General features: G+C 64.3%; 27 protein-coding genes. 11 read left to right on the forward strand and 16 right to left on the reverse strand.

Going from position 1 to position 25,844, the window contains the following annotated elements; translation table 11 throughout:
• Positions 1-80: 80 nt before the first annotated feature.
• From BLV15_RS06375 to ubiE, 9 genes are all read right to left on the reverse strand, one after another.
• The gene (locus BLV15_RS06375) at positions 81-788 is read right to left on the reverse strand and encodes a 16S rRNA (uracil(1498)-N(3))-methyltransferase (RefSeq protein WP_090225636.1); all 708 of its coding nucleotides are present in this window, start codon (positions 786-788) and stop codon (positions 81-83) included.
• Positions 785-1,567: a twin-arginine translocase subunit TatC gene (gene tatC / locus BLV15_RS06380; protein WP_090225638.1), complete on the reverse strand. Its 783-nt coding sequence runs from the start codon at positions 1,565-1,567 to the stop codon at positions 785-787. Before tatC ends, BLV15_RS06375 begins: the two co-directional genes overlap by 4 nt.
• Entirely contained in the window at positions 1,564-1,950 is a 387-nt protein-coding gene (gene tatB, locus BLV15_RS06385) for a Sec-independent protein translocase protein TatB (RefSeq protein WP_090225639.1), read from the reverse strand. Before tatB ends, tatC begins: the two co-directional genes overlap by 4 nt.
• A gap of 3 nt (positions 1,951-1,953) precedes the next feature.
• A complete protein-coding gene (locus BLV15_RS06390; RefSeq protein WP_090225641.1) occupies positions 1,954-2,196 on the reverse strand; it encodes a twin-arginine translocase TatA/TatE family subunit in 243 nt (80 codons plus the stop codon).
• Positions 2,197-2,212: 16 nt separating this feature from the next.
• Entirely contained in the window at positions 2,213-2,548 is a 336-nt protein-coding gene (locus BLV15_RS06395; protein ID WP_090225642.1) for a phosphoribosyl-ATP diphosphatase, read from the reverse strand.
• The gene (gene hisI / locus BLV15_RS06400) at positions 2,541-2,942 is read right to left on the reverse strand and encodes a phosphoribosyl-AMP cyclohydrolase (protein WP_090225645.1); all 402 of its coding nucleotides are present in this window, start codon (positions 2,940-2,942) and stop codon (positions 2,541-2,543) included. The genes BLV15_RS06395 and hisI overlap by 8 nt, the downstream gene beginning before the upstream one ends.
• A gap of 98 nt (positions 2,943-3,040) precedes the next feature.
• Entirely contained in the window at positions 3,041-4,651 is a 1,611-nt protein-coding gene (ubiB, locus tag BLV15_RS06405) for a ubiquinone biosynthesis regulatory protein kinase UbiB (RefSeq protein ID WP_090225646.1), read from the reverse strand.
• Entirely contained in the window at positions 4,648-5,265 is a 618-nt protein-coding gene (locus BLV15_RS06410; protein ID WP_090225648.1) for a ubiquinone biosynthesis accessory factor UbiJ, read from the reverse strand. The genes ubiB and BLV15_RS06410 overlap by 4 nt, the downstream gene beginning before the upstream one ends.
• Positions 5,265-6,035: a bifunctional demethylmenaquinone methyltransferase/2-methoxy-6-polyprenyl-1,4-benzoquinol methylase UbiE gene (gene ubiE, locus BLV15_RS06415; RefSeq protein WP_090225649.1), complete on the reverse strand. Its 771-nt coding sequence runs from the start codon at positions 6,033-6,035 to the stop codon at positions 5,265-5,267. Before ubiE ends, BLV15_RS06410 begins: the two co-directional genes overlap by 1 nt.
• 152 nt (positions 6,036-6,187) lie before the next feature.
• Between ubiE and BLV15_RS06420 the strand changes: the two genes are divergently transcribed.
• Complete coding sequence (locus tag BLV15_RS06420) at positions 6,188-6,469, forward strand: polyhydroxyalkanoic acid system family protein (protein WP_090225651.1); 282 nt, start codon at positions 6,188-6,190, stop codon at positions 6,467-6,469.
• 51 nt (positions 6,470-6,520) lie between these two features.
• Here BLV15_RS06420 and BLV15_RS06425 read toward each other — a convergent pair whose 3' ends face one another.
• The 6 genes from BLV15_RS06425 to BLV15_RS06450 form a co-directional block, all read right to left on the reverse strand.
• Positions 6,521-6,892: a gamma-butyrobetaine hydroxylase family protein gene (locus BLV15_RS06425; RefSeq protein ID WP_090225652.1), complete on the reverse strand. Its 372-nt coding sequence runs from the start codon at positions 6,890-6,892 to the stop codon at positions 6,521-6,523.
• A gap of 59 nt (positions 6,893-6,951) precedes the next feature.
• Positions 6,952-8,292, reverse strand: coding sequence for an ATP-dependent protease ATPase subunit HslU (hslU, locus tag BLV15_RS06430; RefSeq protein ID WP_090225654.1), 1,341 nt, complete (start codon positions 8,290-8,292; stop codon positions 6,952-6,954).
• A 70-nt stretch (positions 8,293-8,362) separates the two neighbouring features.
• Positions 8,363-8,893, reverse strand: coding sequence for an ATP-dependent protease subunit HslV (gene hslV, locus BLV15_RS06435; RefSeq protein ID WP_090225655.1), 531 nt, complete (start codon positions 8,891-8,893; stop codon positions 8,363-8,365).
• Positions 8,894-9,036: 143 nt separating this feature from the next.
• A complete protein-coding gene (locus tag BLV15_RS06440; RefSeq protein WP_090225657.1) occupies positions 9,037-9,741 on the reverse strand; it encodes an SPOR domain-containing protein in 705 nt (234 codons plus the stop codon).
• Positions 9,742-11,481, reverse strand: a complete 1,740-nt coding sequence (gene argS, locus BLV15_RS06445; protein ID WP_090225658.1) for an arginine--tRNA ligase — start codon at positions 11,479-11,481, stop codon at positions 9,742-9,744.
• 125 nt (positions 11,482-11,606) lie between these two features.
• Positions 11,607-13,826 carry a primosomal protein N' gene (locus BLV15_RS06450; protein WP_090225660.1) on the reverse strand — a complete coding sequence of 740 codons (2,220 nt, stop codon included), beginning with the start codon at positions 13,824-13,826 and terminating at the stop codon, positions 11,607-11,609.
• A 212-nt stretch (positions 13,827-14,038) separates the two neighbouring features.
• On the opposite strand from BLV15_RS06450, the gene rpmE reads away from it, so the two are divergent.
• From rpmE to BLV15_RS06465, 3 genes are all read left to right on the forward strand, one after another.
• Complete coding sequence (gene rpmE / locus BLV15_RS06455) at positions 14,039-14,251, forward strand: 50S ribosomal protein L31 (protein ID WP_003459015.1); 213 nt, start codon at positions 14,039-14,041, stop codon at positions 14,249-14,251.
• Positions 14,252-14,274: 23 nt separating this feature from the next.
• On the forward strand, positions 14,275-15,078 hold the full coding sequence (locus BLV15_RS06460; RefSeq protein ID WP_090225661.1) for a thermonuclease family protein: 804 nt from the start codon (positions 14,275-14,277) through the stop codon (positions 15,076-15,078).
• A gap of 146 nt (positions 15,079-15,224) precedes the next feature.
• Positions 15,225-16,493, forward strand: a complete 1,269-nt coding sequence (locus BLV15_RS06465) for a malic enzyme-like NAD(P)-binding protein (protein ID WP_090225663.1) — start codon at positions 15,225-15,227, stop codon at positions 16,491-16,493.
• A gap of 61 nt (positions 16,494-16,554) precedes the next feature.
• Here BLV15_RS06465 and BLV15_RS06470 read toward each other — a convergent pair whose 3' ends face one another.
• Positions 16,555-18,984 (reverse strand): penicillin-binding protein 1A, encoded by a 2,430-nt coding sequence (locus tag BLV15_RS06470; RefSeq protein ID WP_175534330.1) that lies wholly within the window; start codon positions 18,982-18,984, stop codon positions 16,555-16,557.
• Between the two features lie 182 nt (positions 18,985-19,166).
• On the opposite strand from BLV15_RS06470, the gene BLV15_RS06475 reads away from it, so the two are divergent.
• The 7 genes from BLV15_RS06475 to aroB are packed head-to-tail and all read left to right on the forward strand — an operon-like array spanning position 19,167 to position 25,844.
• Positions 19,167-20,231 carry a pilus assembly protein PilM gene (locus tag BLV15_RS06475; protein WP_090225665.1) on the forward strand — a complete coding sequence of 355 codons (1,065 nt, stop codon included), beginning with the start codon at positions 19,167-19,169 and terminating at the stop codon, positions 20,229-20,231.
• Between the two features lies 1 nt (position 20,232).
• The gene (locus tag BLV15_RS06480; RefSeq protein WP_090225667.1) at positions 20,233-20,805 is read left to right on the forward strand and encodes a PilN domain-containing protein; all 573 of its coding nucleotides are present in this window, start codon (positions 20,233-20,235) and stop codon (positions 20,803-20,805) included.
• On the forward strand, positions 20,802-21,425 hold the full coding sequence (gene pilO, locus BLV15_RS06485) for a type 4a pilus biogenesis protein PilO (protein WP_090225668.1): 624 nt from the start codon (positions 20,802-20,804) through the stop codon (positions 21,423-21,425). The genes BLV15_RS06480 and pilO overlap by 4 nt, the downstream gene beginning before the upstream one ends.
• A complete protein-coding gene (gene pilP / locus BLV15_RS06490; protein WP_090225670.1) occupies positions 21,422-21,949 on the forward strand; it encodes a type 4a pilus biogenesis lipoprotein PilP in 528 nt (175 codons plus the stop codon). The genes pilO and pilP overlap by 4 nt, the downstream gene beginning before the upstream one ends.
• Positions 21,950-21,998: 49 nt before the next feature.
• A complete protein-coding gene (locus BLV15_RS06495; RefSeq protein ID WP_090225671.1) occupies positions 21,999-24,167 on the forward strand; it encodes a type IV pilus secretin PilQ in 2,169 nt (722 codons plus the stop codon).
• Positions 24,168-24,171: 4 nt separating this feature from the next.
• On the forward strand, positions 24,172-24,690 hold the full coding sequence (gene aroK / locus BLV15_RS06500) for a shikimate kinase AroK (protein ID WP_090227370.1): 519 nt from the start codon (positions 24,172-24,174) through the stop codon (positions 24,688-24,690).
• 47 nt (positions 24,691-24,737) lie between these two features.
• On the forward strand, positions 24,738-25,844 hold the full coding sequence (gene aroB, locus BLV15_RS06505; protein ID WP_090225673.1) for a 3-dehydroquinate synthase: 1,107 nt from the start codon (positions 24,738-24,740) through the stop codon (positions 25,842-25,844).

The raw sequence follows: 25,844 nt of genomic DNA on the forward strand, positions 1-25,844 counted from the left end.
GCTTATCGGCCGCAGGTCGCGACTCTATAGAGGTGTAGGACAATTTTACAGGCGAACCGTGAAATCCGCAGGACGCGGGTTCAGTACAGGCGTGCGAGGAGGGCGGTGACGGCGGTTTCGACCCGCAGGATGCGATCGCCGAGCTGCACGGGCGCCAGTCCCGCCGCGATCATCTTCTCGACTTCATAGGGAATCCAGCCGCCTTCCGGGCCGATCGCCAGCGTCACCGGAGCGTCGACGCCGCGCGGGCAGGCGGGGTAGTCGCCCGGGTGGGCGATCAGACCGAGGCTGTCGGCAGCGACCGATGCCAGTCGATCTTCTACGAAGGGCTTGAAGCGCTTCTCGATGCTCACGTCCGGCAACACCGTGTCGCGCGCCTGTTCCAGACCGAGAATCAGCTGTTCGCGGATCGCGGCAGGCTCGAGGAAGGGCGTCTGCCAGAAGCTCTTTTCCACGCGGTAGCTGTTCAGCAGGACCAGGCGCGGAACGCCCATGGCGGCGACCGTCTGCAGCACGCGGCGAAGCATCTTCGGGCGCGGCAGGGCGAGCAGCAGGGTCAGCGGCAGCTTGGCCGGAGGTGTCTGGTCGAGATCGACCTGCAGTTCCGCTTCGTCGGCTTGTAGCCGCAGCAGGCGCGCCGTGCCCATCGCTCCGCCCAGGCGGCCGACGCGCAGGCTGTCGCCGGCCTCGGCGCGGTGCACGTCATGCAGGTGGGTGAGGCGGCGATCGCGCAGGATCGCCCGGTCCGCCGCGACGAAATCGGCGTCTTCCAGCAACAACAGGTTCACGGCAGCGGCGCGGGCGGCTGGTCGGCGCGTTCGCTGTCTTCCTGCTCGTCGCGGCTCTTGCGCACGAAGCGCGAGAACAGCAAGCCGACCTCGAAGAGCATCCACATCGGCACGGCCAGCAGGGTCTGCGACATGGGGTCCGGTGGGGTGAGGATCATCCCGACCACGAAGCAGCCGATGATCACGTAAGGGCGGATCTTCTTCAGGTAGGCGACGTCGACGACGCCGATCAGCGTCAGCAGGACCACCGCGACCGGAATCTCGAAGGTCAGGCCGAAGGCGAACAGCAGAGTGAGGAAGTCCAGGTAGCTGTTCACGTCGGTCATCGTGGTGACGCCTTCCGGCGCCTGGCTGATGAAGAAGTGGAACATCAGCGGGAACACCAGGTAGTAGGCGAAGGCCATTCCGGCGTAGAACAGCACGATGCTCGACGCCAGCATCGGCACGGCGATGCGCTTCTCGTGCTTGTACAGGCCCGGCGCGATGAAGCCCCAGATCTGCCCGAGGATGATCGGCATCGCCAGCAGCACCGAGACGATCATGGTCAGCTTCAGTGGCGCGAGGAACGCCGAGGCCGGATCGATGGAGATCATCGTCGCGCCTTCGGGGAGAAAGCGCCGCAGCGGTTCCGAGGCGTAGGCGTAGATCTGTTTGGAGAAGTACAGCAGGCTGATGAAAATCAGGAAGACCGCGGCCACGCAGCGCAGCAGGCGCGTGCGTAGCTCGGTGAGGTGCGAAACCAGGGGCATTTCCTGGTCCTGTTCCGGTATCTCGCTCATGGGTTACGCGGCGGCTCTGGCGTGACGGGGGTATCGACCGCCGGCGGCGACAGGGCGTCGCTCTTCGGCTCGGGATGCAGCGCGGCCTCCACGGTCTCCGGCGAAGCGGCGCTGGGCTGCTCCGGCGTGGTGTTCGTCGGCGGCTGGATGCTGCGCTTCATCTCGCGCTCCAGCGACAGGATGTTCTCGTTGTGCAACTGCCGGCGAATCTCGTCGGCGCCGATTTCGCGCTCCACTTCCTGTTTGATCGCATTGAAGCTGCGCTTGAGCCGGCCCACCCAAAGGCCGGCGGTACGCGCCGCGCCCGGCAGGCGCTCCGGCCCGAGGACCAGCAACGCCACCAGGGCGATCAGCAGCAGTTCGCCGAAGCTGATACCGAACATGGATTAATCCTTGCGCGCCGGCTCTTCGACCTTGTGCGCCTGCGCGTCGATGGTGTGCGGCTGCTCGAGCGGCGTGGTCGAGGCCTTCGGCTCTTCGGTCGGGCGCTCGTCGTCGTTCATCGCCTTGCGGAAGCCCTTGATCGATTCGCCGACATCCGCGCCCAGGCCCTTGAGCTTCTTGGTGCCGAAGACCAGTACTACGACAATGAGAATGACGATCCAGTGTTTCCAGTCGAAAATGCCCATGGAGAACCTCGTGTGATTAATGGGAGTCGGAGCGGGCGGCCTTTTCGGCATGCCCGGAGAGGCCGAAGCGCCGGTCCAGTTCGTCCAGCACGGCCTGCGGATGCTGGCCGAGGGCGGCGAGCATGACCAGGCTATGGAACCACAGGTCGGCGGTTTCGTAGATCAGGTCGCTGCAGTCGCCGCTACTGGCGGCGTCCTTGGCAGCGAGGATGGTTTCCACCGACTCCTCGCCGAGTTTTTCCAGGATCTTGTTCAGACCCTTGTGGTACAGACTGGCGACGTAGGAACTGTCGGCCGACGCGCCCTTGCGCGCCTCGAGCACTTCGGCCAGGCGGTCGAGCGTGTCAGTCATGGTGATGGCCCACCGCGTAGATGGCTTTCGGGTCTTTCAGCGGCGCCTCGACGGTCTTCCAGTCGCCCTCCTGGTAAACCCGGTAGAAGCAGCTTTCGCGCCCGGTGTGGCAGGCAATGCCGCCGACCTGCTCGACCATCAGGATGATCACGTCGGCGTCGCAGTCCAGGCGCAGTTCGTGCAGCTTCTGCACGTGGCCGGAGTCCTCACCCTTGCGCCAGAGCTTGTTGCGCGATCGCGACCAGTAGATCGCCCGGTTTTCCGCGACGGTCAGGCTCAGCGCCTCACGGTTCATCCAGGCCATCATCAGCACCCGGCCCGTACGGTGGTCCTGGGCGATGGCGGCGACCAGGCCGTCGGCGTTCCAGTTGATCTCGTCAAGCCAGTCTTTCATGGTGTCTTTCCGCGCCGGCGCGCCCTGTTCGCAGGGCTCGCGCCGTACTGCCAGTGTCTATGGAGGGGACCTAGTGTGCCAGCCGATGACGCGGCTGGCTATCGGCGCACGACCAGGTAAAGACCCGCCGCGGCCATGATCCACATCGGCCAGGCCTCGATCGCGTTCAGCGATCCGGCGTTCGCGGCGAGTACCGCACCACCGCCGAGCAGGGCTGCACCGAGCAGGCGCAAGATGCCGCCGTCGCGACGTTCGCGCCAGGGAGGCGGCGGGTCTTCGGCATGCGGTTGCGACATCCGTTCGAGCAGGTCGCGGGTCATGTTGGCCAGGTGCGGCACCTGTTCGAGTTGTGTCTGCAGGTTGCGCAGCAGGGTTTTCGGGCTCATCCGCTCCTTCATCCAGCGTTCGAGGAAGGGTTGCGCGGTGGTCCAGAGGTCGAGGTCCGGGTAAAGCTGGCGACCGAGGCCTTCGATGTTCAGCAGGGTTTTCTGCAGCAGCACCAGCTGCGGCTGGATTTCCATGTTGAAGCGCCGTGCGGTCTGGAACAGGCGCAGCAGCAACTGGCCGAAGGAAATGTCGCGCAGCGGCTTCTCGAAGATCGGCTCGCAGACGGTACGGATCGCCGCCTCGAACTCGTTGACCTTGGTGTCCTTGGGAATCCAGCCGGAGTCGATGTGCAACTGCGCCACCTTGCGGTAGTCGCGCTTGAAGAACGCCACCAGGTTGCGTGCCAGGTAATCCTGGTCTTCCGGCGTGAGGCTGCCGACGATGCCGCAGTCCACCGCGATGTATTGCGGGTTCCACGGTTGCTGGGTGCTGACGAAAATGTTGCCGGGGTGCATGTCGGCGTGGAAGAAGCTGTCGCGGAACACCTGGGTGAAGAAGATCTCCACGCCGCGCTCGGCGAGCAGCTTCATGTCGGTACGCTGGCTGGCGAGGGTCGCCAGGTCGGTGACCGGAACGCCGTAGATGCGCTCCATCACCAGCACTTTCGGCCGGCAGTAGTCCCAGTGCACCTGTGGCACGTAGAGCAGCGGCGAGCCGGCGAAGTTGCGCTTCAGCTGGCTGGAGTTGGCCGCCTCGCGAAGCAGGTCGAGTTCGTCGTAGATGACCCGCTCGTAGTCGCTGACCACTTCCACCGGGTGCAGGCGGCGCGCCTCGCTGGACAGCCGCTCCGCGAGCCGGGCGATCAGGAACAGCCAGGCGATGTCCTGGGCGATCACCGGCTTGAGCCCCGGACGCACCACCTTGACCACCACTTCCTCGCCGCTGTGCAGGCGCGCGGTATGCACCTGGGCTACCGAGGCCGAGGCCAGCGGTTGCTGCTCGAAGCGGGCGAACAGCCGGGCGATCGGCGCGCCGAGCTGCGACTCGATCAGGGCCACGGCCTGTTGCGGCGGGAACGGCGGCACCTTGTCCTGCAGGAAGCTCAGCTCGTCGGCGATATCTTCGGGCAGCAGGTCGCGGCGCGTGGAGAGAATCTGGCCGAACTTGATGAACACCGGGCCGAGGCCTTCCAGCGCCAGGCGCAGGCGCTGCCCGCGGCTGTGCGGCGAGGTGCGCCGCGGCAGCCAGCGCCAGGGCAGCAGGTAGCCGCAGACGCGCAGGTACCAGGGCAGCGGCAGTTCGAGGACCAGGTCGTCGAGGCGATAGCGGATCACCACGAAGAGGATGCGGAGCAGGCGGCTTAGCGCGGCGAACAGCTTCATGCTTGGGGCTTGGGTCCTTGGACGAGACGCTCGACACGCGCCTCAAGACGGTCGAGGGCCAGTTTCAGCGCATCGAGTTCGGCGAAACGTGCTTCGGCTTCGCGGGCACCGACCAGGCTGGCGGTTTCCTCGGCCAGGTAATCCTTGAGGTCGAGACGCAGGCTGTCGAGGCTCTGCTCGGCCCAGTTCGACGCACCGCGCAGGCGACTGCCGAGCACATGGCTGGCCACCGGGCCGATCCAGCGCGACAGCTCGTATTCCCAGTCCAGCTCGAGGTCCTGAAGTACCGCCGACAGTTCCATCAGCACGCCGCTGTCGCCGTCGATCTGCACGTCCGGGCGATGCAGCACGGCGGTCTTCTGCCGGCTGGTGGCCAGGCGCAGCAGGGTGCCGGCGGGGGCGCGCAGCACGCAATCCGCCGGAGCCGCCCATTGCCGGGCCAGGCGCAGGCCGTCCGCGTGCGGCAGGATGAACAGGCGCACGGCGGGCGAGGCGCAGTCGACCTCGATCACCTTGCCGGACAGCCCGGCGAGGCGCGCCTGCGCGCTGCTGTCCAGCGCGAGGATTCGGTTGATGCCGCTTTCGGCGGCGGCGAGCAGGGCCTGGGTGATCATCAGGGCTTGATTCCCCGATGCAGGGCGACGATGCCGCCGGTCATGTTGTGGAAGGTGACCGCGGCGAAGCCGGCATCGGCCATCATGCCCTTGAGGGTTTCCTGATCCGGGTGCATGCGGATCGACTCGGCGAGGTAGCGGTAGCTGTCGGCATCGTTGGTGATCAGCTTGCCCATCATCGGCAGCAGACTGAACGAGTAGACGTCGTAGGCCTTGGACAGCAGCGCGCTGGACGGTTTGGAGAACTCCAGTACCAGCAGCCGGCCACCCGGCTTGAGCACACGCAGCATCGAGCGCAGGGCGTCTTCCTTGTGGGTGACGTTGCGCAGCCCAAAGGCGATGGTCACCACGTCGAAGTGGTTGTCCGGGAAGGGCAGCTTTTCCGCGTCGGCTTGGACGAACTTGACGTTGCCGGAGACGCCCTTGTCCATCAGGCGGTCGCGGCCGACGGCGAGCATCGAGGCGTTGATGTCGGCCAGTACCACTTCGCCGGTCGGGCCGACCAGGCGCGAAAACTGCCGGGTCAGGTCGCCGGTGCCGCCCGCGATGTCGAGCACCCGGTTGCCGGTGCGTACACCGGAGAGCTCGATGGTGAAGCGCTTCCACAGGCGATGAACGCCGCCGGACATCAGGTCGTTCATCAGGTCGTACTTGGCCGCCACCGAATGGAACACCTCGGCGACTTTCTGCGCCTTCTGGCTCTCCGGCACGCTCTTGTAGCCGAAGTGGGTGGTGGGCTCGGCGTCTTGGCGGTTAAGCGGATCGTTCATGTCGCAGGCACCGGTGAATAAAAGTGGCGGCCATTCTAAACCGAAAAGCCGACGCCAGGCGCCACGCGCTGTGCGCCGTGCGCGCCGCCGTGGGGCGTGGCTGGTCGCGCTTGATATAGTGTCGCGTCCAACTGCCGCAGCAAGGAGCCTGCATGTCCTCCATCCGCATCGAACGCGAACATTCCCTCGGCCTGGAAGCCGCCCGCGGCAAGGCCGAGGCGATCGCTGCCCGGCTCGCCAGCGATTTCGGCGTCAGCTCGCAATGGGCCGGCGACGATCTCGAGCTGAGTCACTCGGCGGCCAATGGGCGCATTCAGGTCGAGGAAGACAGGGTACGCATCGAGTTGAAACTGGGCCTGATGCTCGCCGCGATGAAGGCGCCGATCCAGGCGAAGATCGAGCGCAGCCTGGAGAAGGCGCTGGGCCAGGCCTGAGCACTGCCCCGTTGCCCTTGAATACGCCGGCTCGAGACCTCGGGCCGGCGCTCAGAGCATCAGCCTGACCACCGATTCGCTGGGGTCGCGCGAGCGCCCGGCGGCGGCGAGTTGCTCCAGGTACTCGGCCCAGAGTTGTTTCTGGTGCGTAGCCAGCTGGTACAGGTAGTCCCAGCTGAACAGGCCGCTGTCGTGGCCGTCGTCGAAGGTCAGTTTCAACGCGTAGTTGCCCGCCGCCTCCACCTTGCTCAGGCCGACGCCGATCTTGCCGTACTGCAGGACCGGCGTGCCGTGACCCTGCACTTCGGCCGACGGCGAATGCACGCGGAGGAATTCGGCGGGCAGGCTGTAACGCTCGGCGCCGTATTCCAGGTCCAGGGTTTTCGACGCCTTGCGCAGTTTGATCGCGGTGGGGACGCGCATCGGTGGAGCTCCAGCGGATTCACCCGCGACGAAGGATCGGCCCTCGCCGCGGGGCAGGTTCAGAGAATGTAGCGCGACAGGTCTTCGTCCTGCGCCAGTTCGCCGAGGTGGCCGTTGACGTAGGCGGCGTCGATGCGGATCGGCGCGCCGTTCTGCTGCGAGGCGAGGTCGCCGGCGCTGAACGAGACCTCCTCGAGCAGGCGTTCGAGCAGCGTGTGCAGGCGCCGGGCACCGATGTTCTCGGTCTTTTCGTTGACCTGCCAGGCGATCTCGGCGAGGCGCTTGATGCCGTCCTCGACGAATTCGATGTGCAGCCCTTCGGTCTTCAGCAGCTCGCGGTACTGCTCGGTGAGCGAGGCGTGCGGCTCGGTGAGGATGCGCTCGAAGTCCTGCGGCGACAGCGCCTTGAGTTCGACGCGGATCGGCAGGCGGCCCTGCAGCTCCGGCACCAGGTCGCTGGGCTTGGACAGGTGGAAGGCACCCGAGGCGATGAACAGGATGTGGTCGGTCTTGACCATGCCCAGCTTGGTGTTGACCGTGCTGCCCTCGATCAGCGGCAGCAGGTCGCGCTGCACACCCTCGCGGGAGACGTCCGCGCCGCCGGCGTTGGCGCGCTTGGCGACCTTGTCGATCTCGTCGATGAAGACGATGCCGTTCTGCTCCACGGCTTCCAGCGCCTTGGCCTTGAGTTCTTCCTCGTTGACCAGGCGCGCGGCTTCCTCGTCGCGGACCAGTTTCAGCGCTTCCCTGACCTTCAGCTTGCGGCTCTTCTTCTTGCCCTTGCCCATGTTGGAGAAGAGGTTCTGCAACTGGCTGGTCATTTCCTCCATGCCGGGCGGCGCCATGATTTCCACGCCGGCCGGGGCTTCCGCCACTTCGATCTCGATGTCCTTGTCGTCCAGCTGGCCTTCGCGCAGGCGCTTGCGGAACAGTTGGCGGGTGTTCGAGTCGCCGCTCGGCACCGCGTCGTCGTTGAAGCCGGTGCGTGCCGGCGGCAGCAGCGCATCGAGGATGCGTTCCTCCGCGGCGTCTTCGGCGCGGTGGGCGACGCGGACCATTTCCTGCTCGCGGAGCATCTTGATCGCTGCGTCGGCGAGGTCGCGGATGATCGATTCGACATCGCGGCCGACGTAGCCAACCTCGGTGAACTTGGTCGCTTCCACCTTGATGAACGGGGCGTTGGCCAGCTTGGCCAGGCGCCGGGCGATTTCGGTCTTGCCGACGCCGGTCGGGCCGATCATCAGGATGTTCTTCGGCGTCACCTCGGGGCGCAGCTCGGCCGGCAGTTGCATGCGCCGCCAGCGGTTGCGCAGGGCGATGGCGACGGCGCGCTTGGCATCTTCCTGGCCGATGATGTGGCGGTTGAGTTCGTGGACGATCTCGCGGGGCGTCATGGACATAGTGGTTGGCTCGTTGCAGACGTTGGCCGCGCGGCGCTCGGGCCGGGCGGCGGAGGGAGGTGGAGACGCGTCAGATCGCCGAATCCAGCTCTTCGAGAGTGAGGTTCTGATTGGTGAAGACACAGATCGAACCGGCAATGTTCAATGCGCTTTCGGCGATCTCGCGCGCCGACAGTTCGCTGTGCCTGAGCAGCGCCATGGCCGCGGCCTGGGCGAAGCCGCCGCCCGAACCCATGGCGATCAGGCCTTCCTCGGGTTCGACGACGTCGCCGTTGCCGGTGATGATCAGCGAGGCATCCTTGTTGGCCACCGCCAGCATGGCTTCCAGGCGGCTCAGCGAACGGTCGGTGCGCCAGTCCTTGGCCAGTTCGACGGCCGCGCGCACCAGGTGGCCCTGATGCCGCTCGAGCTGGCTTTCGAAGCGTTCGAAGAGGGTGAAGGCGTCCGCGGTGGCGCCGGCGAAGCCGGCCAGCACCTCACCGTGGTAGAGGCGGCGAACCTTCTTCGCGTTGCCTTTCATCACGGTGTTGCCGAGGGAAACCTGGCCGTCGCCGCCCATGACGACTTTGCCGTTGCGGCGAATTGAAACGATGGTGGTCAAGGGGGACATCTCCACGCAGCGGGGCATTCTTGCCCGAATGGAGATTCATATGGGGGCGCGAAGCAGAGGCTTCAAGCCGTCCCTCGATCGGGAACGGCGTTGCAGCCCGCGCGCCGGCCCGGCGCGCCTGAAGCGTTCCGGCCTCAGCGCACCTGTCGCTGTTGCAGCAGCAGGTTGCCGAAACCGCTGGCGGAGAGCTGCTTCTGCGCGCCGGCCAGTTGTTCCTTGCTGGCGAACGGACCGACCAGCACGCGGTACCAGACTTCCTCGCGCACGGTGCCGGACTCCACCTGCACCGCCTGGCCGAGCAGGATGATCTGCGCGCGCACCCGGTCGGCATCGGCCTGCTTGCGGAACGAGCCGGCCTGCAGGAAGTACTGCGTGGTCAGCGGCGCCTTGGCCACAGTCGTCGCGTTCGCCGGCGTGTTCGGCGCGGGCACGGCGACCGGCGGGGGCGGCGGAGGCACTTGGCCATTGAGCGCCGCCTCGGCGCGCGCGGTATCGATCTTCGCCGCCTGCTCGGGCGTCACCGGGGTGGCGGGCGGCGTGGCCGGCATCGAGTCGGGTGGCACTATCACTTCGGATTCGGGCAGCAGCGTGTAGAAGTCGTACTTCGGCTTCACCGGGCCGGCGACTTCGGCGGCGGCCTTCTGCGCGGCTTTCTGCGCGACCTCGGGTTTGACCCGCTTGATCTTGTCGTCACCGGGCTCGAGCTTCATCAGCAGCACCACGAAGGCGCCGATCGCCAACCCGCAGGCGAGCCACAGCCAGCCCGGGATGGGTTTCTTCGAGGGGGCCTGGTAGCGGCTGGCGCCACGCTTGGGGGGAGCCTTCTTCTTTGCCGCCACTTACATGCGCTCCAGGGTCTGCAGGCCCAGCAGTTCGAGACCCTGCTTGAGGGTGCGCCCGGTCAGCGCGGCGAGGCGCAGACGGCTCTGGCGGGTTTGCTCGTCCTCGGCGGCGAGGATCGGGCAATGCTCGTAGAAGCTGGAGAACAGCCCGGCGAGGTCGTACAGGTAGCTGCACAGCACGTGCGGCACGCCTTTCTCGGCGACGTTGCCGAGCACTTCGCCGAACTGCGCCAGCTTGCCGGCCAGCGCCAGTTCCTGCTCGGCCTGCAGGACGATGCGTCCGTCCAGCTCGTGATAGCCCTTGCCCAGCTTGCGGAACACGCTGGCCACGCGGGTGTAGGCGTAGAGCAGGTAGGGCGCGGTGTTGCCCTCGAAGCTGAGCATCTGCTCGAAGTTGAAGCTGTAGTCGCTGCTGCGGTGCTTGGAGAGGTCGGCGTATTTCACCGCGCCGATGCCCACCGCGTGGGCGATCTGGCGCAGTTCGGCGTCGTCCAGTTCGGGGTTCTTGCCCTTGACCAGCGCATAGGCGCGCTCTTCGGCCTCGTCGAGCAGGTCGACCAGCTTTACCGTGCCGCCGTCGCGGGTCTTGAACGGACGGCCGTCTGCGCCGTTCATGGTGCCGAAGCCCATGTGTTCGAGCTGCATGCTCGGCGGTACGAACCCCGCGCGACGGGCCACGGCGAAGACCATCTGGAAGTGCAGCGCCTGGCGCTGGTCGACGAAGTACAATGCGCGGTCGGCCTTCAGCACGCCGGCGCGGTAGCGCGTGGCGGCGAGATCGGTGGTGGCGTAGAGGTAGCCGCCACCGGCTTTCTGCACGATCAGCGGCAGCGGGTTGCCCTCGGAGTTCTTGAACTCGTCGAGGAACACGCAGCGCGCGCCTTCGCTTTCGGTGAGCAGGCCCTTGGCGTCTAGGTCGGCGACCACCTGGGCGAGGTCGTCGTTGTAGGCGCTCTCGCCCTTGACGTCGGCCATGCTCAGCTTCACGCCGAGGCGGTCGTAGACCTTCTGGCAGTGGCTCAGGGAGATGTCGTTGAAGCGGTGCCACAGACGCAGGCATTCGGCGTCGCCGGCCTGCAGCTGGACCACCAGCTCGCGGGCGCGGTCGGCGAATTCGGCGGATTCGTCGAAGCGTTTCTTCGCTGCGCGGTAGAACCCTTCGAGGTCGGAGAGCTCGGCGTCGCTGCCCACCGGCTGCTCCTGCATGAACGCCAGCAGCATGCCGAACTGGGTGCCCCAGTCGCCGACGTGGTTCTGCCGGATCACTTCGTCGCCGAGGAATTCCAGCACCCGCGCCACGCCGTCGCCGATGATGGTCGAACGCAGGTGGCCGACGTGCATTTCCTTGGCCAGGTTGGGCGCCGACAGGTCGACCACCACGCGCTGCGCCTCGCCGCTCTTGCGCACGCCGAGGTGCGCGTCGGCCAACGCCGCTTCCAGGCGCCCGGCCAGGGCGTCGCTGTTCTGGAAGAAGTTGAGGAAGCCCGGCCCGGCGATTTCCACCTTGGCCAACTGCTCGTCGGCGGGCAGCGCGGCGATCAGTTTTTCCGCCAGGTCACGCGGCTTCATCGCCGCCGGCTTGGCCAGCATCATGGCGATGTTGCTGGCGAAATCGCCGTGGGTCTTATCCTTGCTGTTCTCCACCTGGATCGTCGGCGTAAGACCCTCGGGCAGCACGCCGTCGGCGACGAGGCGTGTCAGGGCTTGCTGGATCAGCTGGCGAATCGTGTCTTTCATAGTCTGCTCGGTCGGCCTTGGCGGGTCGAAAACCGCGGATTATAGAGGCAGTCAGGAGCCGGGCGCGAGGACGTAGGGTGCGCCATGCGCACCGAGCCTCGGCTGCGCGGGCGATATGCCTTTCGTCAGAACAGATCGATCGGGTCCACGTCCAGCGACCAGCGCACCGCGCGGCCGCCGGGCAGTTGCTCCAGGCGCGGCAGCCAGACGCTCATCAGCCGGTGCAGCGGCGCGCGGGCGTTCGCTTGCAGCAGCAACTGCGCGCGGTAGCGACCGGCGCGGCGCTCCATCGGTGCCGGCACCGGGCCGAGCAGTTCGATGCCGCTCAACTGCAATTCCTCGAGCAGGTGCTCGGCCTCGCTGCAGGCCTGGTCGAGAAAGTCTTCGGCCTGGCCGGGTTTGTGCGCCTCGCCGCGCAGCAGTGCGAGGTGGGCGAACGGCGGCAGGCCGGCGGCGCGGCGTTCGCTCAGGGCCTGCTCGGCGAAGGCGAAATAGCCTTGCTCGGTGAGTTGCACCAGCAGCGGATGATCGGCCAGATGGGTCTGGATGATCACCATTCCCGGCTCCTCGGCGCGGCCGGCACGCCCGGCGACCTGGACGATCAGCTGCGCCATGCGCTCGCTGGCGCGGAAGTCGGCGGAGAACAGCCCGCCGTCGGCGTCGAGGATCGCCACCAGGGTGACGCGCGGGAAGTGGTGGCCCTTGGCGAGCATCTGCGTGCCGACCAGCAGGCACGGCTCGCCGCGCTGGATGGTGCTGAACAGCGTGTCCATCGCGCCCTTGCGCGAGGTGCTGTCGCGGTCGATGCGCAGCACCGGGTACTGCGGAAAGAGGATTTCCAGGCGTTCCTCGGCGCGTTCGGTGCCGGTGCCCAGCGGGCGCAGGTCGACCAGGCCGCATTTCGGGCAGTTCGCCGGGCGCCGTTCGCTGTGCCCGCAGTGGTGGCAGCGCAGTTCGTTGGAGCGTTGGTGCACGGTCATTCGCGCGTCGCAGCGCGGGCAGGCGCTGATCCAGCCGCAGTCGTGGCAGAGCAGGGTCGGCGCGAAGCCGCGGCGGTTGAGGAACACCAGCACCTGCTGGCCGGCCTCCAGCGTCTGCGTGATGGCCTGCTGCAGCGGTGCGGAGATGCCCGCGTCCAGCGGCCGGCTCTTGATGTCCAGGCGCAGGAAGCGCGGTGGTTTGGCCCCGCCGGCGCGCTGGGTCAGGCGCAGCAGACCGTAGCGCCCGGCGTGGGCATTGTGCAGGCTTTCCAGCGAGGGCGTGGCCGAGCCGAGGACGATCGGCACCTGGTCCTGGCGCGCGCGCACCAGCGCCAGGTCGCGCGCGTGGTAGCGCAGACCTTCCTGCTGTTTATAGGAGGCGTCGTGTTCCTCGTCGACGATGATCAGCCCCGGCCGCTGCAGCGGCGTGAACAGCGCCGAGCGCGTGCCGATGACGATGTCGGCCTCGCCGTCGCGCGCGGCGAGCCAGGCGTCCAGGCGTTCGCGGTCGTTGACGTTGGAGTGCAGCAGGGCGATCCGCGCGTTGAAGCGCTGCTCGAAGCGCGCCAGCGTCTGCGGGCCGAGGTTGATCTCCGGGATAAGCACCAGCACCTGCTTGCCGGTCTCCAGCGCCTGGCGGATCAGTTGCAGGTAGACCTCGGTCTTGCCGCTGCCGGTGACACCGGCCAGGAGGAAGGCCTGGAAGCCACCGAAGCTCGAGCGTATCGCCTCGCAGGCGGCGCGCTGCTCGGGATTGAGCGGCAGTTCCGGCTGCGCCAGCCAGCTGCCGGCGCGTTTCATCGGTGCGCTGCGGCGCACTTCGACGCTGACCAGGCGCTTCTCCAGCAGCAGCTCCAGGCTGTCGCGGTTCAGTTGCAGCTTGCTCAACAGCGAATGCGCGACGCCGTGGGCGTGCTGCGCCAGGGTGCGCAACGCCTCGCGCTGGCGCGGCGCGCGGGTCAGGCGCGGGTCGTCGAGGCGGGCGCCGTCGGCCACGTGCCAGAAGCGCTCCTGCCGCGCTTCCGCCGGCTCGCCCTGGCGCAGCAGCACCGGCAACGCCCAGCTCAGCGTGTCGCCGAGGCTGTGCTGGTAGTACTGTGCGGTCCACAGGCAGAGCTTGAACAGCGCCGGCGGCATCGGCGTCTGTTCGTCGAGCAACTGCAGCGCCGGCCGCAGCTTGTCCGCAGGAACCTCGCTGGTTTCGCTGGCCTCGACGAGGATGCCGATCACCTCGCGCCGACCGAACGGCACGCGCACGCGCATGCCCGGCTGCAGGCTCGCGGCCGTCGCGCCCAGTGGTGCGCGGTAGTCGAACAGGCGGCGCAGCGGCGAGGGCAGGGCGAGGCGGAGGATGAGTTCGGGCACGCGCGGGTCCTTGGATTTGGGCGGCGTCGATCTTAGCAGTCCGCGACCTCCAGTCGCCGATCCCGCGCGTGCTCGCGCATGTTTTCCGCTGACGGACGGCGAGGTTCGCCGCTTGCAGGCCTTCGATGTCGGGCGTATATTACGCGGCTCGTTTCCGTGCGGTACTCGACATAGGGTTGGGTGGCGGCACGCCAGACACAGAGGAATACACCATGAAAGCCGATATCCATCCGAATTATGTCGAGATCGACGCCACCTGCAGCTGCGGCAACGTCATCAAGACCCGCTCCACCCTGGGCAAGAACCTGAGCCTGGACGTTTGCTCCGAGTGCCACCCGTTCTACACCGGTAAGCAAAAGGTGCTCGACACCGGCGGCCGTATCGACCGCTTCAAGCAGCGTTTCGGCGTGTTCGGCGCCAAGTAAGCGCAAGCTGCCAAGGAAGGCCCATGGGTTTTCCGGAGCTGTTGAAAAAGGCGTCCCTGGTGGGCGCCTTTTTCGTTTCTGCCTCGGCTGTTCTGCCGTCGCTCGCGGCCTGCCCCGCACCTCCCCAGTCGCTGCACCCCGTCGAAGTCCGTCGCGTCGTCGATGGCGACACGCTGCGCCTCGCCGATGGGCGCAGCGTGCGCCTGATCGGTCTGAACGCGCCTGAACTGGGCCGCGACGGACGGCCCGCCGAAGCCTTCGCGGAGGTGGCGCGCCGACGCCTGGAGGCGCTGGTGGCCGCCAGTGACGGTCGCGTGATCGTTCAGCCCGGGCGCGAGGCGAAGGATCGCTATGGGCGCACCCTGGCGAACGTGTTCGACAGCCGCGGGCTGAACCTCGAGGAGCGCCTGCTCGCCGAGGGGCTGGGGTATCAGGTCGCCATCGCGCCCAATGACGGGCTGCTGGTCTGCCAGCAGGCCGCGGAGCGTGCGGCGCGCGCGTCCGGCCTGGGGCTATGGCGCAAGGCGCCGGTCCAGACGCCGGCACAGCTGAAGGCTGCCGGCTTCGCGCTGGTCCGGGCCCGCGTGAGGGGTGTCGAGCACAACCGCGGCGGGCTCTGGATCGAGCTCGAGGGCCCGCTGGTCCTGCGCATCGAGCCGAAATGGATCGCCCAGTTCGACCCCAAGGCGCTGGAGGCACTGGTCGGTCGGCAGATCGAGGTGCGTGGCTGGGTGGTGGATCGTGCGCGGCGTGCTGCGCTGAAGTCCGGGCAGGCGCGCTGGCTGCTGGCAGTGAGCCATCCGGCGATGCTCCAGGCGCTGCCCTGAGCGCGAATCACTGGCGTCCGCGTGGTGTGAAACGCCCTTCCTAGAGAGCTCCAGAAGGCTGACCGGGCAGTCTTGTTCGGCACTATCTTCACGCGTATCCTCGGCCGCCAGCCTGTTTTCACTAGCAAAAAAAGCGGAAATCCGACATGTCAGACCTTAAAACTGCCGCTCTCGAATACCACGCACTGCCGCGCCCGGGGAAGCTCAGCGTGGAGCTGACCAAGCCCACCGCGACAGCTCGTGACCTGGCCCTGGCCTACAGCCCAGGCGTCGCCGAGCCGGTCCGCGAGATCGGCCGCGATCCCGAACTGGCCTACACGTACACCGGCAAGGGCAACCTGGTCGCGGTGATCTCCGACGGTACCGCGATTCTCGGTCTGGGCAACCTCGGCCCGCTGGCTTCCAAGCCGGTGATGGAAGGCAAGGGCGTGCTGTTCAAGCGGTTCGCCGGTATCGACGTGTTCGACATCGAAGTCGATGCGGAAAGCCCGCAGGCGTTCATCGACACCGTCAAGCGCATCTCGATCACCTTCGGTGGCATCAATCTCGAGGACATCAAGGCGCCCGAGTGCTTCGAGATCGAGCGCGCGCTGATCGAACAGTGCGATATCCCGGTGTTCCACGATGACCAGCACGGCACCGCCATCGTCACCGCCGCCGGCATGCTCAACGCTCTGGAAATCGCCGGCAAAACCCTGCCCGAAGCGAAGATCGTCTGCCTCGGTGCCGGCGCCGCCGCCACGTCCTGCATGAAGCTGCTGGTGAGCATGGGCGCGAAGGTCGAGAACATCTTCATGATCGACCGCAAGGGTGTCATCCACGCCGGCCGCGACGACCTCAACCAGTACAAGGCGGTGTTCGCCCACGAGACCGGCAAGCGCACGCTGGCCGACGCCCTCGACGGCGCCGACGTGTTCGTCGGTCTTTCCGGCGCCAACCTGCTCAAGGCGGAAGACCTGGCGCGCATGGCGGCCAACCCGATCGTCTTCGCCTGCTCCAACCCGGACCCGGAAATCGCCCCGGAGCTGGCCCATGCGACGCGCAACGACGTGATCATGGCGACCGGCCGTTCGGACTACCCGAACCAGGTGAACAACGTGCTCGGCTTCCCGTTCATCTTCCGTGGCGCCCTCGACGTGCGCGCCAAGCGCATCAACGAGGAGATGAAGATCGCCGCCGCGCTGGCCCTGCGTGACCTGGCCAAGCTGCCGGTGCCGCAGGAAGTCTGCGATGCCTACGGCGGCATCGCCCTGAGCTTCGGTCGCGAGTACATCATCCCGAAGCCGATGGACCCGCGCCTGATTACCGTGATTTCCGAGGCGGTCGCCAAGGCCGCCGTGGAAACCGGTGTCGCCACGCTGCCTTATCCGAAGCACTACCCGCTGAAGAGCGTCGATGACGTGTTCCTCGGCTGAGTCTTCGGCAACAAAGAAAAACCCCGCCTAGGCGGGGTTTTCTTTTTGCGCCGGGAGAGTCCTAGAACAGGTCGATCGGCGCCGCCTCGTCGCTCGGCAACGGGCTACCCGGCGCGCTCATGCCGGGCTCGATCTCGCTCATCGGCGGCGGCGAGTCCTCGCTCTTGAACAGCTCGAAGTAGGCATCGGGCGATCCCGGTGGCGCGGCGCGCCCGCTGACAGGGTCGACGCGCAGGGAGATGATCCCGTCCGGTTCCGCCGGCGCGTGCTCCGGCTTGCCTTTGAGCGCGGCGCTCATGTAGCTCATCCAGATCGGCAATGCCACGGTGCCGCCGAATTCGCTACGGCCGAGGGTCTCCGGCTGGTCGAAGCCGGCCCAGACGCTGGTCACGTAATCGGCATTGTAGCCGGAGAACCAGCTGTCCTTGGAGTCGTTGGTGGTGCCGGTCTTCCCGGCGATGTCGCCGCGTCCCATCGCCAGGGCGCGCCGGCCGGTGCCGCGCTTGATCACGTCCTGCAGCATGCTGGTGAGGATGTAGGTGGTGCGCGGGTCGACGATGCGCTCGGCGACGGCGGGTGCCTGCGGGTCTTTCGCTTCGTCCGCGCCACTGCCGCCGGTGGCTTCCTCGGCGGTCTGGGTGCGCGGCTCGGCATCCTGTGTGGCCGCTGCCGCGCTCGGCGGATTGGCGGTGAACAGCACTTCGCCGTCGCGGCTCTCGATACGCTGGATCAGGTAGGGCCGGATCTTGTAGCCACCGTTGGCGAAGGTGCTCCAGCCGGTCACGATTTCCATCGGCGTCAGGTTGGCCGTGCCCAGCGCCAGCGACAGGTTGCGCGGCAGCTCCTGCTTGTTGAAGCCGAAGCGGCTGACGTAGTTGAGGGCGTAGTCGATGCCGATGGTCTGCAGCAGGCGGATGGAGACCAGGTTGCGCGACTTGTATAGCGCTTCGCGCAGGCGGATCGGGCCGAGGAAGGTATTGGTGTCGTTCTTCGGTCGCCAGACCTTGTCCAGGTACTCGTCGACGAAGACGATCGGCGCGTCGTTCACCAGGCTCGCGGGCGTGAAGCCGGCGTCCAGCGCCGCGCTATAAATGAAGGGTTTGAAGCTGGAGCCCGGCTGGCGTTTGGCCTGGGCCGCGCGGTTGTAGTTGCTCTGCTCGAAGGCGAAGCCACCAACCAGGGCGCGGATGGCGCCGTTGTTCGGGTCCAGCGAAACCAGCGCGCTCTGTGCGCTCGGCACCTGGCTGAAGCGCAGGCTGCCGTCCTCCTGGCGCTGTACGCGAACAAGGTCGCCCACCTGCACCACGTCCGACGGCTTCTGCGGGCGCGCGCCCATGCTGTTGCTGTTGATGAACGGGCGGGCCCATTTCATGCTGTCCCAGGCGACGGCTTCTTCTTTCCCGTCGCGGGTCAGCACGAGGATGCCGCTGCTCTCCACCTGGCTGACCACTGCTGGCTCGAGACTACCCAGCGTGCGGTACTTGGGCAGCTCCTGCAGCCAGGCTTCGCGGGTCATGTTCGGGTAGCGGGTTTCCGGGCCGCGATAGCCGTGGCGCTGGTCGTAGCTAATCAGTCCGTCCTGCACCGCCTTGTTGGCCGCCAGTTGCAGGTCGCTCGGCACGGTCGTGGTGACGCGGAAACCGTCGGTGTAGGCGGCGCTGCCGAAGCGGCCGACCATCTCCGCACGTGCCATTTCCGCGATGTAGGGCGCGGCCAGCTCGGGAGTCTGCACGTGATAACGGGCGTCGATCGGTTCGGCCAGCGCGGCCTTGTAGCGCGTCTCGTCGATCTTGCCGAGGCGGAACATGCGTCCGAGGATCCAGTCGCGCCGCTCCTTGCTGCGCACCGGATCCATCAGCGGGTTGTAGCGCGAGGGCGCCTTCGGAAGACCGGCTATCATCGCCATCTGCCCGAGGCTCAAGTCTCGGATGGATTTGCCGTAATAGACTTGAGCGGCGGCTTCGATCCCATAGGCGCGATTGCCCAGGTAGATCTTGTTGACGTAGAGCTCGAGGATTTCATCCTTGCTCAGCTCGCGTTCGATCTGCAGCGCGAGCAGGATCTCGGTGATCTTGCGCGAGAAGCTGCGCTCGCTGGTGAGGAAGTAGTTCTTCGCCACCTGCATGGTGATGGTGCTGCCGCCACTCTGAATATGGCCGGTCTTCAAGAGTTGAGAGGCGGCGCGCATCAGGCTGCTGACGTCGACGCCATAATGGTTTGCAAAGTTGTCATCCTCGGCGGATAAGAGGGCCTGGATGAAGTCCTTGGGGATGTCGGCGAACTGGATGGGGGTACGTCGCATCTCGCCAAATTCGGCGATCAGCTTCTCGTCGCTGCTGTACACACGCAGCGGAATCTGCAGTTGGATGCTGCGCAGTGAGTCCACGGAAGGGAGGGTTGGGCTCAGATAAAGAAAGGCGCCACTGAGACCAAGCAAAAGGCCACAGAAAACGGCTACGCAAGACCACCAGAAGAATTTCAGCAGGCGTATCAAATGCTTGGTTTTCCAGATAAAAGAATGAGTTAGCAGAAGGCGAAGCGGAAAGCGGAAAGCCGTTCACATTATAAGCGGTTTTTTTGCCGGGGAGCCATTTGCGCTTCTGTCAAGACTGTTATTTAATGTGAAAAAACATAAATAGTCCGTAAGTAGCGGATGCCAATAGGAAATCGGACGTGCTAGGGCTCTTCACCAAGAAAGCGAATACGCTGCTGGGGATCGATATCAGCTCGACCTCGGTAAAGCTCCTCGAACTGAGTCGCTCGGGTGGCCGCTACAAAGTAGAGGCCTATGCCGTCGAGCCGCTCCCGATAAACGCCGTGGTGGAAAAGAACATCGCCGAACTCGAGGGCGTGGGGCAGGCGCTCGCTCGTGTGACAGCCAAGGCCAAGACCGGCGTGAAGGCCGTGGCGGTGGCCGTGGCCGGCTCCGCAGTCATCACCAAGACGATCGAAATGGAGTCGGGCCTCAACGATGACGAGTTGGAAAACCAACTGAAGATCGAGGCTGATCAGTACATTCCTTATCCGTTGGAAGAAGTTGCCATCGATTTCGAAGTTCAGGGCACCTCGGTACGCAATCCCGAGCGGGTTGAAGTGCTGCTGGCTGCTTGCCGCAAGGAGAACGTCGAGGTCCGTGAGGCAGCGTTGGCATTGGCCGGTCTCACGGCCAAGGTCGTGGACGTCGAAGCCTATGCGCTGGAGCGTGCCTATGGTCTTCTCGCCGAGCAACTGGGGGGCGAGCGGGACGAGATGACCGTTGCCGTGGTGGACATCGGCGCCACCATGACCACCCTCAGCGTGCTGCACAATGGCCGCACCATCTATACCCGTGAGCAGCTTTTCGGCGGGCGCCAGCTGACCGAGGAAATCCAGCGTCGCTATGGCCTGTCGGTCGAGGAAGCCGGCCTTGCCAAGAAACAGGGCGGCCTTCCGGATGACTACGAAAGCGAAGTGTTGCTGCCGTTCAAGGAGGCCGTGGTCCAGCAGGTTTCCCGCTCCCTGCAGTTCTTCTTCGCCGCGGGTCAGTTCAACGACGTCGACTACATCATGTTGGCCGGTGGCACCGCCTCCATTCCCGATCTGGATCGTTTGATCCAGCAGAAAATCGGTACTCAGACGCTGGTCGCCAACCCCTTCGCCGATATGGCCCTGAGCGGCAAAGTCAACGCAGGGGCCCTGGCCAGTGATGCGCCGGCGTTGATGATTGCCTGTGGTCTGGCGATGAGGAGTTTCGACTGACATGGCACGGATCAACTTACTTCCTTGGCGCGAGCAGCTTCGCGAAGAGCGCAAGCAGCGCTTCCTCGTTACCTTGGGTGGTGTCTTGTTGGTGGCTGGTGGCGCGGTCTTTCTGGCCTCCCAGTACCTGGATTCCGCGATAGAGAACCAGCGTGCCCGCAACGACTATGTGCGTACGGAGATTTCCCTGCTTGATGCAAGGATCGCGGAGATCAGAGAGCTGAGGACTCGTCGCCAGCAACTGCTCGAGCGGATGAAGATCATTCAGGACCTACAGGGGAATCGTCCGATCATCGGCCGAGTCTTCGATCAGCTTGTTCGTACGTTGCCGGAAGGTGTGTATTTCACCGAGCTGAAAATGAACGGCTCGACGATCGCTATCACCGGGGCTGCTGAATCCAACAATCGAGTCTCCAACCTGATGCGCAATCTGGATTCCTCGCAATGGCTCACGGCGCCGAACCTCACGGAAGTAAAGGCTGTGACCGCCGGGGAAGTTGACCAGGCGAACGTCTTCCAGCTGACGGTACAGCAGACCCAGCCGAAAGCTGATGTGGAAGGAGCCGCGAAATGAGTCTTGCCGATTCCCTGGCTAGTTTGCGCAAGGTGGATCTGGGCGATCTGGATTTGAACAACCTGGGTTCATGGCCGGCGCCAGTCAAGGCGATAGCCTGTTTCCTGCTCCTGGTTGCGGTTCTGGCGCTTGGTTACAACTTCCATCTCAAGGATCTTCAGGCCGATCTCGATCAGCAGCGTAGCGAAGAGCTGACGTTGAAGGAACAGTTCTCCAGCAAGGCATTCCAGTCCGCCAACCTGGAAGCCTACAAGGAGCAAATGAAGGAAATGGAAGTCTCCTTCGGCGCCCTGCTAAGGCAGTTGCCCAGCGATACTGAAGTGCCTGGCTTGCTTGAGGATATTACGCGTACCGGGCTGGGCAGCGGGCTGGAATTCGAGGAGATCAAATTGCTTCCGGAGGCCGCGCAGCAGTTTTATATCGAACTTCCCATACAAATTACGGTAGTGGGCGCTTATCACGATTTGGCGACGTTCGTGAGCGGTGTCGCCAGCTTGCCGCGGATCGTCACGTTGCACGATTTCGACATCAAGCCGGTGAACGCTGCCAGCCCCAACAAGTTGCGCATGAGCATCTTGGCCAAGACCTATCGTTACAACGAGACCGGGGTGCAGAAATGAAAAGCCCCCATCTTTTTGTAGGCACCGCTCTGGTGCTGGTTCTCGCGGGTTGCGGTGTCAGCAACGACTTCAGCGATTTGCAGAACTACATGGACGAGGTTCGCGCGAGGCCGAAGGGTTCGATCGAGCCGTTGCCCAAATTTCAGCCCTACGAGGCCTTCACCTATAGCGCCGCTGCCATGCGCAGTCCATTCCAGCCGCCGGTGAAGATCGATCTGGCTCGGCAGCAGAAGGGCTCCAAGGACATCAAGCCGGACGAAACACGGGTCAAGCAGTTCCTTGAAGGCTTCAATATCGAAACGTTTGAAATGGTTGGCACGCTTTCCAACGAGGGTGGGATGTTTGCCTTGGTCCGGGGTGCCGGTGGAGTCCATCGAATTCGTGTAGGGGACTACCTCGGAAGAAACAACGGACGGATTGTGGCCATCAACGAGAACGCGATCGAAGTTGTGGAGGTCGTTCCAGACGGAGAGGGTGGCTGGTTGGAAAGGCCGCGTAGCCTGGCCCTAAAAGAACGCTCATAGGGACAGGGACATGAAGAATTATTGCCAGTCAGCACAACGGAATCAGAGAATGAACAGCAAACTTTCGCGCCTAGCTCTATCAATGTTGGCGGCTCTGATTGCGCCTGAAGTGTTGGCAGCCAATCTCCAGGGTTTGGATGTCGCGGCGTTGCCGGGCAATCGTGTCGAGCTGAAGCTTTCCTTTGACGAGCCTGTTCCAGTTCCGCGCGGTTACACCATCGAACAACCGGCCCGTATTGCGCTCGATCTGCCCGGTGTCAGCAGTAAGTTGGGTGCCAAGAACAAGGAGCTCGGCGTAGGCAACGCGCGAAGCGTCACTGTCGTCGAGGTGAAGGACCGCACGCGTCTGATCGTTAATCTGGCGACTCTCGTGCCCTACAGCACCCGTGCTGAAGGCAATAACCTGTATGTCGTGGTGGGTGAAGGAGCTATTGGTGCTCCCGTTCCCCAGCCGGTCGCCGTCCAGGCGCCTGTCAGCTCCAAAGCGCCTGCTGCTCCTGTTTCGAAAACCTTCGCTCCGGCCGGTAAGGCCATCAGTGGGATCGATTTCCAGCGTGGTGATCAGGGCGAAGGGAATGTGGTTATTGCGCTCTCCGATCCAACGGTAAGTCCGAACATTCAGGAGCAAGGCGGAAAAATTCGGCTGGACTTCGCGAATACCCAGTTACCCGAGTCGCTACGAGTGCGACTGGATGTCAAGGATTTCGCAACCCCCGTACAGTTTGTAAGTGCGAGTACACAGGGCGGCCAAACCAGCATCAATATCGAGCCTACGGGTTTTTACGATTATCTTGCTTATCAGACCGATAACAAGCTGACCATCAGTATCAAGCCGCTGGCAAAAGAAGAGGTTGAACAGCGTAAGAGCGATAGATTCACCTACTCGGGTGAAAAGCTGTCTCTTAACTTTCAGGATATTGACGTTCGTTCGGTACTTCAGCTGATTGCCGACTTCACCGATTTGAACCTCGTGGCCAGCGATACGGTTCAGGGCAGCATCACACTTCGGTTGCAGAACGTGCCCTGGGATCAGGCGCTTGATCTGGTGTTGAAGACCAAAGGGCTGGACAAACGTCAAATCGGTAACGTGCTTCTGGTTGCGCCGGCTGATGAGATCGCGGCTCGGGAGCGTCAGGAGTTGGAGTCGCAAAAACAAATCGCCGAACTGGCTCCGCTACGTCGGGATTTGATCCAGGTGAACTACGCCAAGGCGTCTGACATCGCCAAACTGTTCCAGTCGGTAACCAGTTCCGAGGCGGGCGCGGCTTCTACGCCCGAGCGTGGCTCGATCACCGTGGACGATCGCACCAACAACATCATTGCCTATCAGACCCAAGAGCGTCTGGACGAGCTTCGTCGAATCGTTACCCAGCTGGATATCCCCGTACGGCAGGTCATGATCGAGGCGCGGATCGTCGAGGCAAACGTTGATTACGATAAGGCGCTGGGCGTTCGGTGGGGCGGAGCCTTGAACAAGGGCAACTGGACGGGCTACGGGCAGAACGGAAATATTGGTATCGATGAAGGTGGGACGGGCGGATGTGGTCCCTTTGCCGGTGGGTGCACGTTGCCTACTAGCAGCTCCGGCTCGGGTGCTGGAAGCGATAGCAGTAGCCCAGTTCCATTTGTCGATTTGGGCGTCAGCAACAGCACCTCCGGGATAGGTATTGGCTTCATTACGAATAACGTGATTTTGGACCTGCAGCTTTCCGCTATGGAAGCGACCGGTAACGGCGAAATCGTATCCCAGCCCAAGGTCGTTACTTCCGACAAGGAAACGGCTCGCATCCTCAAGGGTGCTGAAGTTCCCTATCAGGAGGCTAGCTCCAGCGGTGCCACCAGTACCTCGTTTAAAGAAGCAGCGCTATCGCTGGAAGTCACTCCGCAGATTACCCCCGACAATCGGGTAATCATGGAGGTGAAGGTGAACAAGGATGCGCCTGACTTCACTAATGCGGAGGCGTCAAATGGTGTTCCTGCCATCAACAAGAATGAGGTGAATGCCAAGGTCCTTGTGAGTGATGGCGAGACGATTGTAATTGGCGGTGTGTTTTCCAACACCCAAACCAAGAGCACCGAGAAAGTACCTTTTCTGGGTGATCTGCCTTACCTTGGGCGCCTGTTCCGCCGCGATGCTGTCCAGGACTCCAAATCCGAACTGCTGGTCTTCCTCACTCCGCGCATCATGAACAATCAGGCTATTGCAGTGGGTCGTTGATGCTGTGCGCAATCTGATTCTGGTAGGCCCGATGGGTGCTGGGAAAAGCACCATCGGGCGGCTTCTGGCCAAAGAGCTGCGGCTTCCCTTCAAGGATTCCGACAAGGAAATCGAGCAGCGCTGTGGTGCCAACATACCCTGGATTTTCGATGTCGAGGGCGAGCCGGGCTTCCGCGAGCGGGAGCGCTCGATGCTTGCGGAACTCTGCGAGCTCAATGGCGTGGTGCTGGCGACAGGCGGCGGAGCGGTGCTGCGTGATGACAACCGCGCCGTCCTTAAGGCTGGGGGCGATGTCGTTTATCTCTTCACCTCCGTTGCGCAGCAGTTGAACCGTACGGCGCGGGATCGGAATCGTCCGCTTCTGCGCACTTCCGACCCTGGCAAGGTGCTCCGAGAACTGATGGCCGTTCGGGATCCGCTTTATCGGGAGATTGCCGATATCGTCATCGAAACCGACCAGCGCCCGCCGCGGATGGTCGTTCAGGAAATACTCGAGCGCTTGCAGGCGTTGCGGCCGGATTAAACTCCGGCCGGATGCGCTATCCTATTGGCCTTTTTTACGGGGGCCTCATGCAGACTCTTCACGTCGACCTCGCTGATCGCAGTTATCCCATCTACGTCGGCGCCGGGCTCATCAGTCAGGGTGAACTCTTCGCCCGTCATGTTGCGGGCAAGAAGGTGGCGATCGTTACCAACGAGACGATCGCGCCGCTTTATCTCGAATCGGTGCAGCGTGCACTGGCTGCCTACGCACAGACAGCCATCGTTCTTCCCGATGGGGAGGCGTTCAAGACCTGGGAAACCTTGCAGCTGATTTTCGACGGCCTGCTTTCCGCCCGGCACGATCGCCGTTGCACGGTGATCGCGCTGGGCGGTGGCGTGATCGGCGATATGGCGGGTTTTGCCGCAGCCTGTTACCAGCGCGGCGTCGATTTCATCCAGGTGCCGACCACGCTGCTGTCCCAGGTCGATTCATCCGTGGGCGGGAAAACCGGGATCAATCATCCGCTCGGCAAGAACATGATCGGCGCCTTCTATCAGCCGAATGCCGTGCTCATCGATACCTCGACGCTGACCACGCTGCCGCCGCGCGAGCTTTCCGCCGGCCTGGCCGAGGTCATCAAGTACGGCCTGATCTGCGACGAGGGTTTCCTGGCCTGGCTCGAGGAGCATATGGATGCGCTGCGTTCGCTCGACCAGCAGGCGCTGACGTACGCCATCGAGCAATCCTGTGCGGCAAAGGCTCGTATCGTCGGCGCGGACGAGCGTGAGGCCGGGGTTCGTGCCACCCTCAATCTGGGCCACACCTTTGGCCATGCCATCGAGACCCACAAGGGCTACGGTGCCTGGCTGCACGGCGAGGCCGTGTCCGCGGGCACGGTGATGGCCCTGGAAATGTCGCGGCGCCTGGGCTGGATTTCCACGGAGGATCGCGATCGCGGGATTCGCCTGTTCCAGCGGGCGGGTCTGCCGGTGGTGCCGCCCGAAGAGATGACCCCGGCCGATTTCCTCCAGCACATGGCCGTCGACAAGAAGGTTCTCGATGGGCAGTTGCGCCTTGTATTGCTGAGGCGGATGGGGGAAGCCGTGGTTACGGCGGATTATCCTGATGAGACTTTGCACGCCACCCTGAGCGCGAATTACCGCGCCCTGGTGGGCCAGCTCGGAGAACAATGA

This window comes from Pseudomonas kuykendallii, assembly GCF_900106975.1.
GTDB lineage: Bacteria > Pseudomonadota > Gammaproteobacteria > Pseudomonadales > Pseudomonadaceae > Pseudomonas_O > Pseudomonas_O kuykendallii.